A 14,253-nucleotide genomic window follows, 5' to 3' on the forward strand; every position below is an offset into this window, starting at 1 on the left:
GTCGCTTTTCTAAGGTGCAAAAAGCCGCATCGACGCTCACTAGGGAACTATTCGATGCGACTTTGGAGGTTTCCTGCCTATTTACGCAATTCCGCTGCAAAAGATTGTTCTAATGAAGCGACGACTTTGCCGTGAAGCTCCGTTACTTCCTCGTCCGTCAGCGTGCGCTCGTTATGGCGGTATACAAGCGAAATCGCCACGCTCTTTTTGCCTGCGCCAAGCTTCTCGCCCGTAAAGACGTCGAACACCTTCACCGACTCAAGCAGCTCGCCGGCCGTTTCCCGGGCTTTAAGAATAAGGCTTGCCGCCGGGACGTCCGCCCCGAGCACCACCGCGATATCGCGCTGCATCGCCGGGAAGCGCGGCAGCTCTTTATGCGCGATGTCGAAATCCGCCTCCGCATACACCGGATCAAGCTCGATTTCAAAAACATAAGTGTCGCCGAGATCGGCGCCGCGCTGCAGCTCCGGATGCAGCTGGCCGACATAACCGATGATGAGGCTGCCCTGCGCCGATTCCAGCGTCACGGCCGCGGTGCGGCCCGGATGGAAGCCGTCCGGCTGCTGCGCCGAATAAGAAACTTTGCCTTCCAGCCCTACGGTTTCGAATACCGTTTCCAACACGCCCTTCGCGTCGAAGAAATCGACAGGCGAAGCCTTCCGGTTCCACTGCGCTTCCGCCCGGCTGCCCGTAAGAAGTCCGGCGAGGCGATGCTTCTCGCGCGGCTGGCGCGTCAGCTGCTCCTCTTCCGTATGGAACACGCTGCCGATCTCGAACAGAAGCGCCGACTCGTTCTTCCGGTTCCGGTTGTAGGCCGCGATGTCGATCATCTGCGCAATGAGCGTCGTCCGCAGCACGCTGCGGTCCTCGCTCATCGGCATGGCCAGCTTCACCGGCTTCGCGCCCTGTTCGGCAAGCGCCGGGAACAGCGCCGCCTTATCCGGCGACGTAAACGAATAGCTGACGACCTCGTGAAGACCCGCGCCAGTCAAGCGCTTGCGCAGCTCGCGGCGTATCGCCTGCGGCTTCGTCAGAGCGCCCGGCACCGTGTCGCCGTGGATCGCCGTCGTCGGAATATTGTCGTAGCCGTACAAACGGGCCACTTCTTCGATCAAATCGACGTCAAGGGCGATGTCGCCGCGGCGGCTCGGAACCTCTACCGTAAATTCACCGTCGGGAGCGCCGGCGCAGCCGAAGCCCAACCGCTCGAAAATCGTATGAACCTCAAGCTCCGACAGGTCGGTCCCGAGGTAGCGGTTAATTTTGTCCAGCGTCACGTTCAGCCGTTTGGCCGCCGGCGCGTCCTGGGCGTCGCTGGCGATCCCTTCCGTCACGAGTCCGTCCGCCAGCTCCGCGATTAAAGCCGCAGCGCGGTCAAGCGCCGGAATGACGCGTCCCGGATCGACTTCCTTCTCGAAGCGGATGCTCGCTTCCGAACGAAGGCCAAGCTGGCGGGACGTCTTCCGTACGGTGCCCCCGTCGAATTTGGCCGACTCGAGCACGACGTTGACCGTGCCGTCCGTTACTTCGGAGTTGGCGCCGCCCATGACGCCCGCCAAGGCGATCGGCTTGCTCGCGTCCGTAATGACGAGCATATGCGGCTCCAGCTTGCGCTCCTGGCCGTCAAGCGTCTCCAGCGTTTCGCCCGCTTCCGCAAGGCGAACCTCGATGCGGCCGCCCTCGATACGGTCGGCGTCAAATGCGTGCAGCGGCTGGCCGTATTCGTGCATGACGAAATTCGTGACGTCGACCACGTTGTTGATCGGGCGAATGCCGACGGCGATCAGACGGTTTTGCAGCCAAAGCGGCGAAGGACCGATTTTGACGTTTTTGATGTAGCGGGCATGATATTGCGGGACCAGATCGGGCACGCGAACCTTGACCGCCACATGATCCGCCGTGCGGTCCGCGGAATGGTTGACTTCCGCGTTCGGAAGCCGAACCGGGCGGCCGGTCAAGGCGCCTACCTCGTAAGCGACCCCCAGCATGCTGAGGCAGTCCGAACGATTAGGCGTCAGGTCCAGCTCCAGCACCTCGTCGGCGAGGCCAAGCACTTCGCCGATCGGCGTTCCGAGCGGCAGCGAATCCGGCAGCACGAGGATGCCTTCCTGCTGCTCCTTCGGCAGCAGCTTGTCGTTGATGCCAAGCTCCTTCGCCGAACAGATCATCCCTTGCGATTCGACGCCGCGCAGCTTGGCGCGCTTGATCTTCAGGTCGCCCGGCAGCTTGGCGCCGACCGTCGCGACCGGAACCTTCTGCCCGGCGTCGACGTTTCTTGCGCCGCAGACGATTTGCAGCTCCTCGCCCGTGCCGACGTCCACCTTGCAGACGTTCAGCTTGTCGGCATCCGGATGCTTCTCGCGGGATTTGACATAACCGACCACGACGCCGGTTACTCCTTTATCGAGCGGCTCCACGCCGTCGACCTCGATGCCGCCGCGCGTAATTTTCTCGGCCAGATCCGCCGCCGAATAACCCGACAGATCGATATATTCGTTTAACCATTGATAGGATACTTTCATCTCGTATTGCGCTCCCTTCCCGTTACATTCTCGCGAATTGGCTTAAGAACCGGATATCGTTCGTGTACAGATGACGGATGTCGTCGATGCCGTATTTCAGCAGCGCGATCCGGTCGATTCCCATGCCGAACGCAAAGCCGCTCACTTTATTCGGATCGTATCCGCCCATCTCCAGCACGCGCGGATGAACCATGCCGCATCCAAGAATTTCCAGCCATCCCGTATGCTTGCACATGCGGCAGCCATGGCCGCTGCATTTCACGCACGTCACGTCCACTTCGGCGCTTGGCTCCGTGAACGGGAAGAAGCTTGGACGGAGCCGGATTTCCGTCTGCTCGCCGAACATCTGCTTCGCGAATTGGAGCAGCGTGCCCTTCAAGTCGCTCATGCGGATGTTTTCTCCGATAACGAGCCCTTCGACCTGCATGAACTGGAACGAGTGGGTCGCGTCGTCGTCGTCGCGGCGGTATACTTTGCCCGGGCAAATGACTTTGACCGGCTTGCCGTTCATATGATTCATCGTACGGACTTGAACCGGCGACGTATGGGTCCGCATCAGCAGGTCCTCCGTCAGGTAAAACGAGTCCTGCATGTCGCGGGCCGGGTGGTTTTTCGGCAGGTTAAGCGCCTCGAAATTGTAATAATCGGTTTCCACTTCCGGGCCTTCGGCCACCGAATAGCCCATCCCGACAAAAATGTCCTCCAGCTCCTGGGCGATCTTGTTCAGCGGATGAACGGCGCCCGCGGCTTGCCGCGTGCCGGGCAGCGTCACGTCAACCGTCTCCTCGCGCAGCCGCTTGTTCGTTTCCTCCTGTTGATACGCTTCCTGCTTCGCGTCGATGACGCTTTCGATCGCGGCGCGGACATCGTTCGCGATTTGCCCGATAACCGGGCGCTCCTCCGCGCTCAAAGCCCCCATGCCGCGCAAAATTTCCGTGAGCGCGCCTTTTTTGCCCAAATATTTAACCCGCAAATCCGCAAGCTGCTGCGGGGTTTGCACGTTTTCCAGCTCCTGCAGCGCGCTTGCGCGCAAAGCTTCCAAACGTTCCTTCATCGTCAATCGCCTCCGCTAAAGTTCATGGTTTGCAAAACGCAAAAAAGGCCTTTTCTCCCGCAAGGGACGAAAAGACCGTGGTACCACCCTTATTCGGATTGCGCGGCGTTTCGGCACGCCGCAGCGCATGAAACAGCGATGCGCCGCAATCCCTTATATCCCGTTAACGGCGGGAACCGGACTATCCCTACTGGCGCTGCTCAGCGCACGCTTTCAGGCGTCTGCTCCGGAGTGAATTTCGGCAGCCTGTAATCCGCGAGTCCGCTCTCAATCGACGGCGGTCTCTCCCTGTGCGAAAGCTCTGCGTACTTGTCTCCATCTTCGCTTTATTGCTTTTGATCCTGCTTGCATATAAACATTATTGTCTATTATATGCGCTTGGCCGCGCCGTTGCAAGCCGCTAATGCGGCGTCTGGACGGGAAAAGGCGCCTTGCGGCTCCGCACGGGAACTGCAAGGCCAAGCGCCTTCGCTTCCAATCAATAATTCCGGAACGGAATTTGCTCGACCGTCCGTTCCCCATAACCGTCCGTAACGGCCAGCTCCGCGATATAGTCGCCGGGATGGGCGAGATAAAAGCGTTCCGCCCGATACGAATAGCGGACGAAGCCCTCAAACGCTTCGTAAGACGTATCCTCGTAAAGGGCAAGCGGCACCTCGACCGGGATCTTATCCGGCCCGCCGGCGGAACGAAGCAGCAGCTCGACCCGCTCGGGTTCTCCCGATTGCTCGGGCAGCCATATTTTGACCGTAATGGCGTTGTTTCCGACCGCGTTAGGCGTTATGTTCAAGGTCAGATGCCGGGTTTCGCCCATCTTGTGATAAGCGAGCGGTTCCCCTGCCGGAACGGGCGTCATGTACGTAAACAAGCCGGCGATTGCGACGATGGCCGCCATCAGCGCGAAATCGATCGCAAGAAGCCGCCGTTCCGGCAGCATGCGCCGGCGCACGCGCCGCCGAAGCAGCGCCCCCGTGACCAATACGAGCACGACCAGCGCCGACTTGGCGGTCAGGAGACGGCCCCAGTGTGTAAAGAACAGGGACGACCAGCCCGGCAGCAGCGTCGCGGCCGTCCCGAGGCCGGTTACGATCAGCGCCGCCAATGCGATCGCCGCCGCTTGCGAGAAGCTTTCGGCGAAACGGCCGGCTTCCTTCCTCTCCGCCCGCCAGAACAAAACAAGCAGGAGCAGGCCTCCCGCCCATACGGCTGCGGCAACCAAATGCACGAAGTCGAGCAGCACCGAGGCCGACGCATACGGAGAGGCAAGCGGATGGCCGTTCCAGCTTTCGGCCGCGGCCAGCAGCAGCGCCCATACGGCTTTGACCGGATCGGAAAGCTTAAGCGCGGCGAAACCAAGCAGCGACAACGCGAGCAAAGCAAGCCACGACTTGCCGACGTTCGTTTCCGTAAACAGGCGGAGCCATTCCTCGGCGCCTCCCTGCTGACCGGCCATCAGCCGATCGGCCTGCACAAAGATATGCAGCAGAACGGCCAGCAGCAGTACCCTTGCCCCGAGAAGCCCCCACTTGTCCATTAAACCGCGCTGAACGGCGTTGCCCGGCTTGACGCCGGAAAACCAGAGCATAATGCCCGCGGCAAACAGCATCGCGGCATAATACGCTGCGCGGACCGCGTAAAAAAACAGCTGCCAGGCCGTAAGCCCCCCGGCTTGATCCGTTCCGCCGTGCGCATGGCCCGCCTGCTTATGCGGATCGTAGTCCGCGGCGTCCGGCCCGCCGCCCGCAGCGGCCATCAAGCTTGCCTGCCCTCCCGAATCCGCCGCGGCGGCAAACGCCGCGGCCGGCAATCCGGCGCTCAGCCAATACAACATAACGGCAACGACGATCGTCCATGCTGCCGCAGCACGGCGGCGCGCCGTTGCTCCGTCGATAAAAAGCATAAATAAGCTCACTTCCCGTCGAATGTCCATTCCAGCTACCAGTGTACTAGAGATGGAAAAAAAGAACAAACCAAAACGGCAGGCGGCCGCTTGCCGCGAATTGGACAAACGAGAGAGCACGCCGAACGAAACGCCCTTGCGCAACGGCAAATCGGCGTCCCCCTTAACGGGAAGACGCCGCGCGAGCGGGCGTATAGGCCGGAACGCTCCGGCGCATAACTACAATCAGAAAGGAGGGGCTTTACGTTCCATGCCCGAACACCCGTACAAATTCGCCGAGCTTGGAGAAGATCCCGACTTGATCGATTCCATCCAAGCCCTTGAACAGAAGCTGTCCGCCAAACACGGCAAGCCGATCACCTTAATCGCTTATGAAAAGGAGAGCGGCGAAGCCGCGACGGCTTCTTCCTCTTAAACGGAAAGCATCCGGCCGGGCTGCCGCAAGCTCGGTCAGGACTGCTTTTCTTTTTTGTCCTTGTTATATTCCGGCCAATAACCGGATCCGATCGTCGGACAACCGCGGTCGTCCTCCCATATGTACACCCATCCGCCGATATGCGTCCGGACGGCGTCCCTCACCCATACGCGGCAGTAATCGTTATTCTCCTCCATGCCGTAATACTCCTCGAGCTCATCCATCGCCGCAAGACCGAGCCGGTCGACCGTTACCCACTGCCCCTTCACGAGCGTCTTGGAGCCGTCGCGGACCACGGCCGGATAATGCCCGCAATCGACCAGTCTTCCGGCAATGGCGCCGATCTCGGCTTCCTTTATATGATCCTTAATAATATGGCGGTTCGGCTGTCCAGGCAGCAACGTGCCGTAGACAAATACTTTAATCCCGTTGCCGGTCATCGTTAGCCCTCCTCTTCGGTCGGATATCCGGAAGTCGTTTCCCATCGATTCGCGCGCCACCGTCACATAAGGCGGCACGTCCATTGTTACAACATATTAGGCAAGTCTTTTTCCCATTCCTGCTAACGCTCTTCTTTGCACCGGTTAAAACAACGACAGAGCCTTGAACGCAAGGCTCTGTCGTTGAACCGAATAGATTTATTCCTTCGTCACCAGCTTCAGCGGCGCCGGGATCGATTTGTCCACGGTCTTGCCCTGCAGCACCTCGTAAGCGGCTTGCACCGCCATTTGGCCGATCAGCTCGGGCTGCTGCGCCACGGTTGCGGTCAGCTTGCCGGCCGCGATCGATTTCAGCGCGTCTTCGTTGCCGTCGAAGCCGATGACCGGGATGTCTTTGCCGGAGCTGCGAATCGCTTCGATGGCGCCAAGCGCCATTTCGTCGTTATGGGCAAAAACGGCTTGCACGTCGGGGTTCGCCTGCAGCAGGTTTTCCATCACGTTGAGCCCCTTCGTCCGGTCGAAATCCGCGGCTTGCTTGGCCACGACGTTCAAATCCTTGTCCGCGATTTCATGGAAGCCTTTGCCGCGTTCGCGGGTAGCCGATGCGCCCGCAACGCCTTCAAGCTCAACCACCTTCGCGCCTTTGCCAAGAAGCTGTACGATATATTCCGCGGCCATTTGGCCTCCTTTCACGTTGTCCGAAGCGACAAGCGCTTCGACATCCCCTTTATCCGAGGAGCGGTCGAGCGTGATGACCGGAATGCCCAGGCTGTTCGCCGACTCGACGACCGTCGAGATCGCGGCCGAATCGGCCGGATTGATAAGCAGGACGTTGACGCCCTTTTGAATCAGATCGTCCACGTCGTTGCTTTGCTTGGCGGAATCGTTCTGCGCGTCGACGACGATCGTTTCCATGCCGTGCTTGTTCGCTTCCGCAACGACGCCGTCTTTCAACGAAACGAAAAACGGGTTGTTCAAAGTGGAGACGGAAAGCCCGATTTTAATGTTCTTCAAATCCCCGCCCGCATTCGGCTTCGCCCAGCCGGGCGGTTCCAGGGAACATCCCGCGGTTATAAGAAGCAAGAGCGCTGCTGCCAATAAGAACGAAAGCTTTTTCATCGTTTTTCTCTCCCTTATGCGGATTTCTTCCGGTCAATGAGTACGGCGATAAAGATGACGACGCCTTTGACAACCATCTGATAGAAGGAAGATACGCCGAGCAAGTTGAGTCCGTTGTTCAGCGTGCCGATAATGAGCGCGCCGATCAGCGTGCCCACGATGCGGCCGCGGCCGCCGGATAGGCTTGTACCGCCGAGAACGACCGCCGCGATGGCGTCAAGCTCGTACGAAGTGCCCGCGGTCGGCTGCGCCGAGTTCAGGCGGGATGTCAGAATGGCGCCGGCCAATGCCGACAGCATGCCAGCCAGAGAGTAAATCATAATTTTGACGCGCGGCACTTTGATGCCGGACACGATCGTTGCTTTTTCGTTGCCGCCGATCGCGTACGTTTTTCGTCCGAACGATGTTTTGTGCAAAATGACCCAAAGAACGGCAAAGGTAACGATCATCGTCACGGCAGGCACCGGAATGCCGAACAGATAACCCCGGCCGAACAGCTGGAACGCCAGGCTGTCCCCCAGTCCGGTGATCGGATTGCCGTCGGTGTAAACGAGCGTCAATCCTCTGAAGACCGTCATCGTTGCCAATGTCGCGATAAACGGCGCCATTTTCCCTTTTGTAATCATTAGACCGTTAACCATGCCCATGATCCCGCCAAGCAAACAGCCGATCAGGATCGCGATAACCGGGTCAAATCCGGAAACCATCATATTGGCCACGAAAGCGCTGGACAGCGCCAATATGGAGCCGACGGACAAGTCGATGCCGCCGGTCAAAATGACAAAGGTCATGCCAAACGCAATCAAGGCGTTAATCGATACTTGCCGGAGCAAATTCAAAATATTAAGCGGTTCCAAAAAGCTCGGATTAAGCGCCGATACGATTATGATCAGAATAATGAGGCCGAGCAGCGGTCCCAATTTTTGCGTAATTTGCGATAACCGAAAGCTTTGCGCTCCGATCGCTTCATTTCTTGTCGTCATGTTCGTTTCCCCCTGTCGCAAGCGTCATTATTTTTTCCTGTGTCGCTTCTTCCTTGCTTAATTGTCCCGTAATCCGGCCTTCGTGTACGACAACGATGCGATCGCTCATGCCAAGCACTTCCGGCAGCTCGGAGGAGACCATGATAATGGCGACGCCATGGCCCGTCAGCTCGTTCATCAGCTGGTAAATTTCGCGTTTGGCGCCGACGTCCACGCCCCGGGTCGGCTCGTCCAAAATGAGAAGCTTCGGATGAATGCCTACCCACTTGGCGATGACGACCTTCTGCTGATTGCCGCCGGACAAATTTCCCGCCGCCGTTTCCGCGGAGTGGGTTTTGATCTGCAGCCGCTTGATGAGCGCGTCCACAAAGGTCTTTTCCCGCTCGGAGGAGATCAAGCCTTTCGAAGTAAAGCTGCTCAGGCTGGGAAGCACCATGTTGTCGCGGACGGAAAAATCGAGAATCAGCCCTTCGTCCTTGCGGTCTTCCGTGATGAAACCGATTCCAAGTTTTACCGCGTCAACCGGCTTGCGGATCGAGACTTTTTGGCCGAAGACGCGAATCTCGCCGCTGTCCAGCCGGTCCAGACCGAACAAGGCTCTCATCATCTCCGTGCGCCCGGAGCCCATAAGCCCGGAGAAGCCGACGATCTCGCCTGCGCGGACCTGGAAGCTTACATCCTCGAACCATCCCTTCCGCGAGGCATGCTTCACCTCAAGCACGATCTCGCCGGGGTTCGGCTTTCTCGCCGGAAAGCGCTCGGTCAGCTCTCTGCCGACCATTTTCCGCACGACTTCGTCAAAGCTGGTGTTCGGGATGTCCTTCGTATCCACGGTCCGGCCGTCCCGCATGACGGTAATCCGGTCGCAAATGGCGAATATTTCTTCCATCCGGTGCGAAATATAAACGATGGACACGCCTTCTTTTTTCAAAGACGCGATGACGTCAAACAGCTTTTGGATTTCCCTTTCCGTCAATGCCGACGTCGGCTCGTCCATAATAATCACCTTCGTATCCGTCAGCAGCGCTTTGGCGATTTCGATCATCTGCTGCTGGCCGACCGAGCATTTGCCGGCTTCGATATGAAGCGGTATGTCGACGGCCAGCTTTTGGAACTGTTCCTTCGCAAGCGCCTTCATTTCCTTCATTCTCAGAAGCCCCCAAGGGGACGACATCTCCCGGCCGATAAACAAGTTTTCCAGCACCGTCATATCCGGCCATATATTGAGCTCTTGATGGATAAAAGCGATGCCTTGGAGCTCCGCTTCTTTCGGATTCGAAAAATACGTCTCCCTGCCGTCAATGAGAATGGTTCCCTCGTCCCTTGCATGCAGGCCGGTAAGAATATTCATTAACGTGGACTTGCCGGCGCCGTTCTCCCCCATGAGGGCGTGAACCTCGCCATCCCGCAATTCAAAGTCGACGCCGGACAATACCTGGTTGCTGCCGAAGGCTTTGCGGATTCCCTTCATTTGAATTTGCATCGCGGCATCCTCCTAAAGGTTTTTGTGAATAGTCGCCCTAACACAGGGCGAGGAGCAAAAAGCCTGCTTCGAAAGCATACGCTTAGGTTTTTGTGAATAATGGCCACTTAATGGCTATGGAACAAAAAGCCTGCTTCGAAAGCGTTCGCTTAAATTTTGTGACAATCAAAAATAGACGCCTGCTTGTAAAATAACGTTAGCGTACGGTTTCGCTTCGCCTGTCCGGATGACGGCTTTCGCCTTGCGGGCGAGCCGCTTGAACTCTTCGTGAGGACATCGCTCGACGCCGCTGCCGCCGAATTTACGCTCGATATAATGAAGCGCTTTCGGATTGTCCGCCGCCATTTCTTCCGCAACGACCACTTTCTCGATCTCCATGTCGGATGCGATCGCATTCACCGTCTCTTCAAAGCTCGGCGAGCCGAGCGTTAGCGCCAGATCGATTTTCCGGACGCCTTCCGGTATCGGGAGCCCGACATCCGCGATCACGATCGTATCGGTATGTCCCAGATCGGCCAGCACCTTCGAAATATGGCTGTTCAGAATGCCTTGTTTCTTCATCTTACATCTGCGCCTCCACTTCCCGGCGCTTCGGCATGCCGCCCTGCGCCCCGAATTTCGTCACGGACAAGGAAGCGGCGCGATTGGCGAAACGGACGCTGTCGGCAATCGGTTTTCCTTCGGCAAGCGCCACGGCAAACGCGGCGTTAAACGTATCCCCCGCTCCTGTCGTATCGACAACATCTACCTTGTAGGAAGGAACGAGCACCTCTTGTTCGCCGTCAAAGTACCGGACGCCTCTGCTTCCCTCGGTGACAAACAGCTTGTTCGGATACTTGCGAAGAGCCTCCGAAACGCCGATGTCCGGAAATAATACTTTCGCCTCGTGTTCGTTCGGCGTTATATAAGCGGCGTTCTCGATAACCTCCTCGGCGAGCGGGCGGGCCGGTGCGGGATTGAGCAGCAAAGGAATGCCAAGCTTCTTGCACACTCTGCTCGCATGAACCACGGATTGCTCCGGGATTTCCTGCTGAATGATTGCCATATCCGCTCCCTCAAAAGCCTTGATGGACCGATCGATATAGCCGGGCGTTACTTCGTTATTGGCCGCCTGAACGAAAACGATGCTGTTGTCGCCCTCGGCCAATACGATGTGCGCCGTTCCGCTTTCCATATGTGTAACCGGTTCCACATAATCGATAGAAACACCGTTGCTTTTAAAATTGTTCAAAATCTGCTCGCCGTAAAGGTCGTCCCCTACGCGTCCGACCATCGTAACCTCGGCTCCGAGGCGCGACGCGGCAACCGCCTGATTGGCGCCTTTGCCGCCGGGAACGGCTTTGAAGCTTTCTCCGAGAACCGTTTCGCCGGCTCCCGGACGTTTGGACGCCGTCACGACAAGGTCGATCGACGCGCTTCCGATCACAACGATTTTAACCATAGTGCTCCACCTTTCTGGTCGTATCCCGCTCGATGAACGTAACGGGCATTTGGATCGTTTTCTGTGTCATATCTTTATTCTCGATCAATTGAATCAATAACCGGGCCGCCGCTTTGCCCATATCGTACGCGGGCTGCCGGATCGTCGTCAGCGACGGCGTCAGCAGGCTGCTTAGGGGAACGTCGTCGAATCCGATAATCTGCACGTCTTCCGGAACCTTCTTGCCGAGCCGGAGCGCTTCATGCAGGACGGCCGTCGCAACGATATCGTTGCTGGCGATAACCCCGTCGGTATCGGGATGCTTCTCGAACAGCTCCCTCGCCCAGGTTCCCGCCTCCGTGAAGGAAAACGACGATGTCTGAATAACGTTAAACGAAATTCCGCTGCCGCTTAACGCTTCGACTGCGCCTTGGTAACGGTCCTGTGCCGGACGGATATGCCCGGGTCCTTGCATGACCGTGATCCGGCGGCTGCCCCGCGCCACGATCTCCTGCGCGGCCATTCTCCCTCCCTCCCGTCCGTCCGAATAAACCGACGGGCGGTTATCCGCCGTCCGGTCGAGAAACACGACCGGAATTTCCAGCTTCCGGTACGTGTCGGAATCGGGATGGTTGGTCGAAGCAATGACGCCGACGACGTTGTTTTGCACAAACGTTTGGATATATTCTTTTTCTTTTTTGCTGTTCTCATCGCTGTTGCCGAAAATAATCCGAAAACGGTTCGCCTGCATCTCATCCTCCACCCCGCGGGCCAGCTCGGGAAAGAAAGGGTTCGTAATATCCGGGAGCAGCAGGCCGGTTAGCTTGGATTTTCGTTTATACAGCGATCTGGCGACCTCATTCGGCGTGTAGCGCAGTTCTCTGATAGCGGTTTCAATTTTCTTGCGGGTATCTTCGTGCACATAACCCGCATCATTGATCATTCGCGAAACCGTCGCTACCGAAACGCCGGCATGCTTGGCCACATCTCTAATGGTTGCCATTTCGTCTTCTCTCCTCAATATGGAACCGGTTACACACTTAAGTTAACACATCGTTTCGCTTTTGGCAACCGCGATTTTATGTCCATGTTTTACCAAGCCGCCCTAACAAACATGCACAAACGGGCGTTGCGGCCCAGACGTTCCATCCTCGTTGCCTTCGTACACTTCAAGCTCAACCATCGCCGCAACGCGGACATAGTGCCCGTGGGCTAACACTATGCTTCTGCTGCCGTTCATGACGGGTACCGCGGCCGATTGTATATGATAGGGGCGCTTCCCCCGCCTTTTTGTTTGTATCCCCTTTGCTCAGTTCCGGCATCCTTCCTTAACCCTACGCCTGGTCCGATGCCGCGTGGCAAGGAATAATCGGGATGCTAGCGTTACCGTGCAGAGGAGCTGATTTTCAGGCAAACTTAACTGAACTGGCGGGACAGAGACGACAAGCAGCCTGAAAGGGCATTGACGTCGTGCGTGTCATCTTCTCCTTATCGTCCGTATCCCAACCGCCCGGAACCGTCGCTCATTTAACCATCATGGCCGAGAAACCGGCTTTGTCGTACCCCGTGCCCGCGCTTACTTCTTATGCAGCGGAGCGATCCGAACGCCGTTTGCGGCAAGCGCGCTGCGTACCGCGGCCGCCATAGCGGCGGCATGAGGACCGTCGCCGTGCAAACAGATCGTATCGGCACGGACCGGTACGCTTCCGCCTTCCGGCGTAAAAGCGCGGCCATGCACAACCATCGAAACGGCTTGTCTTGCGGCGGCTTCCGGCTCCGCAAGCGAAGCGCCCCGGCGGGAGCGCGGCGTTAAGCCGCCGCCCGGCTCGTAAGTGCGGTCTGCGAACACTTCCGAAGCGGCGTTCATGCCGAGACGCTCGGCCGTTTCCAGCAGCAAGCTTCCGGATTGGGCGTAAAGGATAAGCTCTTTGTCGATCGCAGCCGCGGCTTTGACGATCGCTTCGGCGATCTCCCCGTCGCGGTTCGCCATATGATATAAAGCGCCGTGCGGCTTGACATGCCGCAGCTTGCTCCCGGCGGCGTTCGCAAACGCCTGCAGCGCGCCGACCTGGTAGAGCACGAAATCGTATACTTCGCCGGGGGATACCGCCATCTCTCTTCTGCCGAAGCCAAGCCGGTCCGGCAGCCCCGGGTGAGCGCCGGTCGCAACTCCCGCCGCCAACGCCCTCTCTACGCTTTCTCTCATCGTATGCGGGTCGCCGGCGTGAAAGCCGCAGGCGATATTTACGCTGGTGACCAGCGACAGAAGCTCTTCCTCGCCGCCGAAGCGGTATGCCCCGAAGCCTTCTCCGTAATCGCAATTTAAGTCTACGGTTTCTTTTCGGTTGGCTGTCAACTCCATCTCCCCCTCCATCGTCTCACTTCCTCATCCGAGTGTTGTCTCCAAAGCCGGCAAAACTATGCTCGTGCGCCGGCTTGGACTCCTTAAGCGCAGTAACGCGGCCTGGCCGTTATTCCGTCCAATCGGCAGGCGGCCGCTAAGGACGGCGGCAGCGGATCGCCGCCTCCAACGCGCGAAGGCCATTCTGCCGTTCGCGGTCCAGCCGCTGCGCTTCTTCAAGCGTGACCGGCTTGAAGCGGATCGCTTCGCCCGGCTTCGCCTGGGCGAGCAGCGGCATGTCGACGGAAGCGACATGCGCGATGACGGGATAGCCGCCGGTCGTCTGGCAATCGGCGGCCAGCACGATCGGGGAGCCGCCGGCCGGCAGCTGGACGGCGCCGGGGGCAACCCCGTGCGACAGCAGCTCCGCGCCGGGGCCGCTTGCAATCGGGGGTCCCGCAAGGCGGACCCCCATCCGATCGGAGGCGGGAGCGACTTCGTACCGCTCCCGAAACAGCGCGGCCGCTTCGCTTAGCCGCGTCTCCTCCGGCATCGCGCGCAGCTCGATGCCGTCCC

At 58.4% G+C, this 14,253-nt stretch carries 12 protein-coding genes and 1 pseudogene; 1 reads left to right on the plus strand and 12 read right to left on the minus strand.

Annotated features, from left to right (window positions below):
• Positions 1 to 77: 77 nt before the first annotated feature.
• From pheT to ACFSW5_RS04900, 3 genes are all read right to left on the minus strand, one after another.
• Positions 78 to 2,522, minus strand: a complete 2,445-nt coding sequence (gene pheT, locus ACFSW5_RS04890; protein ID WP_379270286.1) for a phenylalanine--tRNA ligase subunit beta — start codon at positions 2,520 to 2,522, stop codon at positions 78 to 80.
• Positions 2,523 to 2,544: 22 nt separating this feature from the next.
• Positions 2,545 to 3,576 carry a phenylalanine--tRNA ligase subunit alpha gene (gene pheS, locus ACFSW5_RS04895; RefSeq protein ID WP_379270287.1) on the minus strand — a complete coding sequence of 344 codons (1,032 nt, stop codon included), beginning with the start codon at positions 3,574 to 3,576 and terminating at the stop codon, positions 2,545 to 2,547.
• Positions 3,577 to 4,054: 478 nt separating this feature from the next.
• On the minus strand, positions 4,055 to 5,476 hold the full coding sequence (locus tag ACFSW5_RS04900) for a copper resistance D family protein (protein WP_379270288.1): 1,422 nt from the start codon (positions 5,474 to 5,476) through the stop codon (positions 4,055 to 4,057).
• Between the two features lie 100 nt (positions 5,477 to 5,576).
• Between ACFSW5_RS04900 and ACFSW5_RS04905 the strand changes: the two genes are divergently transcribed.
• Entirely contained in the window at positions 5,577 to 5,891 is a 315-nt protein-coding gene (locus ACFSW5_RS04905) for a hypothetical protein (protein WP_379270289.1), read from the plus strand.
• A 35-nt stretch (positions 5,892 to 5,926) separates the two neighbouring features.
• Here ACFSW5_RS04905 and ACFSW5_RS04910 read toward each other — a convergent pair whose 3' ends face one another.
• The 9 genes and pseudogenes from ACFSW5_RS04910 to ACFSW5_RS04950 all read right to left on the minus strand — a co-directional run.
• On the minus strand, positions 5,927 to 6,331 hold the full coding sequence (locus tag ACFSW5_RS04910) for a gamma-glutamylcyclotransferase family protein (protein ID WP_379270290.1): 405 nt from the start codon (positions 6,329 to 6,331) through the stop codon (positions 5,927 to 5,929).
• Between the two features lie 198 nt (positions 6,332 to 6,529).
• Complete coding sequence (gene rbsB, locus ACFSW5_RS04915; RefSeq protein WP_379270291.1) at positions 6,530 to 7,450, minus strand: ribose ABC transporter substrate-binding protein RbsB; 921 nt, start codon at positions 7,448 to 7,450, stop codon at positions 6,530 to 6,532.
• Positions 7,451 to 7,464: 14 nt separating this feature from the next.
• Complete coding sequence (gene rbsC / locus ACFSW5_RS04920) at positions 7,465 to 8,433, minus strand: ribose ABC transporter permease RbsC (protein WP_379270292.1); 969 nt, start codon at positions 8,431 to 8,433, stop codon at positions 7,465 to 7,467.
• Complete coding sequence (locus tag ACFSW5_RS04925; protein WP_379270293.1) at positions 8,417 to 9,916, minus strand: sugar ABC transporter ATP-binding protein; 1,500 nt, start codon at positions 9,914 to 9,916, stop codon at positions 8,417 to 8,419. The genes rbsC and ACFSW5_RS04925 overlap by 17 nt, the downstream gene beginning before the upstream one ends.
• A gap of 165 nt (positions 9,917 to 10,081) precedes the next feature.
• Positions 10,082 to 10,477: a D-ribose pyranase gene (gene rbsD / locus ACFSW5_RS04930; RefSeq protein WP_379270294.1), complete on the minus strand. Its 396-nt coding sequence runs from the start codon at positions 10,475 to 10,477 to the stop codon at positions 10,082 to 10,084.
• 1 nt (position 10,478) lies between these two features.
• On the minus strand, positions 10,479 to 11,357 hold the full coding sequence (gene rbsK / locus ACFSW5_RS04935) for a ribokinase (protein WP_379270295.1): 879 nt from the start codon (positions 11,355 to 11,357) through the stop codon (positions 10,479 to 10,481).
• Entirely contained in the window at positions 11,350 to 12,339 is a 990-nt protein-coding gene (locus tag ACFSW5_RS04940; RefSeq protein ID WP_379270296.1) for a LacI family DNA-binding transcriptional regulator, read from the minus strand. Before ACFSW5_RS04940 ends, rbsK begins: the two co-directional genes overlap by 8 nt.
• A 573-nt stretch (positions 12,340 to 12,912) precedes the next feature.
• The gene (locus ACFSW5_RS04945; RefSeq protein ID WP_379270297.1) at positions 12,913 to 13,692 is read right to left on the minus strand and encodes a 5-oxoprolinase subunit PxpA; all 780 of its coding nucleotides are present in this window, start codon (positions 13,690 to 13,692) and stop codon (positions 12,913 to 12,915) included.
• A 142-nt stretch (positions 13,693 to 13,834) separates the two neighbouring features.
• A pseudogene (locus ACFSW5_RS04950) lies at positions 13,835 to 14,253 on the minus strand (biotin-dependent carboxyltransferase family protein); the annotation flags it as partial.

Origin of the sequence: Paenibacillus thailandensis, from assembly GCF_042685365.1 — a bacterium.
Classification (GTDB): Bacteria; Bacillota; Bacilli; order Paenibacillales; family Paenibacillaceae; genus Paenibacillus_AP; species Paenibacillus_AP thailandensis.